Source organism: Thiolapillus sp., assembly GCF_048562965.1.
In the GTDB taxonomy this organism is placed as follows: domain Bacteria; phylum Pseudomonadota; class Gammaproteobacteria; order Chromatiales; family Chromatiaceae; genus Thiolapillus; species Thiolapillus brandeum_A.
In genome coordinates this window covers 1-1,088 of sequence record NZ_JBHNMF010000953.1, presented here as the reverse complement: position 1 = coordinate 1,088, position 1,088 = coordinate 1, and the positions used below count along the sequence as shown (strand labels likewise).

The 1,088-nt window shown below is 43.3% G+C and carries 2 protein-coding genes; both read right to left on the bottom strand.

All coding sequences use genetic code 11. The features are described 5' to 3' along the window. Positions 1 to 348: 348 nt before the first annotated feature. Complete coding sequence (locus tag ACOCD2_RS21415) at positions 349 to 603, bottom strand: Txe/YoeB family addiction module toxin (protein WP_293649539.1); 255 nt, start codon at positions 601 to 603, stop codon at positions 349 to 351. Continuing rightward, positions 600 to 851, bottom strand: coding sequence for a type II toxin-antitoxin system Phd/YefM family antitoxin (locus tag ACOCD2_RS21410; protein WP_293649551.1), 252 nt, complete (start codon positions 849 to 851; stop codon positions 600 to 602). Before ACOCD2_RS21410 ends, ACOCD2_RS21415 begins: the two co-directional genes overlap by 4 nt. Between the last annotated feature and the right edge of the window lie 237 nt (positions 852 to 1,088).

Genomic DNA, 1,088 nt, shown 5'->3' with positions numbered 1-1,088 from the left:
GCAGGATGCAGCAATCAGCGTATAGAACAAGCTCTAACGGGCAGTATGAACAAAATAGCAACTTTATTTCACCCGAAAATATACGGTGGAACAATGTTGCTTACTCTAAACTCTAGTATAAGGAATTCGCAAAGTATAAGTTGCATGAGGTTAGTGATCAAAAAATACAGCAACTTATAGATGTGCATAATTTAGATATAAATAGCATTACAACAATATACTCTGAATCATACAAAAAAAGTAGAAAATAAACATAACAATCACATACACTCGGACAGCAAAAAGCGCCGCTCGTTCCTCGCTCTGCTTTTTACTGCAGGTGATGTGAGGCGTTATACGTGAGGAGGGTTAGTAATGGTACCGGAGTTGGGCGATGAACATAGAGTCACCGCTTACCTTGTAGACGAAGCGATGCTCATCATTGATGCGCCGCGACCAGTAGCCAGATAGAGCATGCTTTAATGGTTCCGGCTTGCCGATACCTTCACATGGAGAACGTCGCACATCTTTTATTAATAGGTTTATGCGCTTTAGAATTTTTTTGTCGGTTTTTTGCCAGTAAAGGTAGTCGTTCCAGGCGTGCTCCGAGAATATGAGTTTCACTCGGCCAAATCCTTTTCGACTCCTTTACCTTCTTCGAGCTGGGAAATAGATTCAAAGAGCCGTTTAACATTTTTTGGGCTTCGCAGCAGGTAGGTGGTCTCTTCGAGAGATTCATAATCCTCAAGAGAAAGCATTACAACAGCGCCTTCACTTTTTCGTGTAATAACAATAGGTTCATGATCATCGCAGACTTTTTCCATAGTTTTGGCCAGAGTATTTCTAAGGGCGGTGTAACTAAGAGCTTTCATGGCAATAAACCTCATTATCGTACATGTACGTAATAGTGTACAATAGAAATTCACGTATAACAAGGCGCTGCACTCGGACGCAAACTACGCTGCGCCGCACAGCTTGGTCGTTAGCCGACAAGCGTGTCTTCGGCCTCGTGATAGATTTTGGGACATCCCAGTCCCCAAAATCGACTCAGCCTTTGACAACCTATTTGTGCCCCAGCCGTCCTGGTCACCAAGCACTACGCAACAACT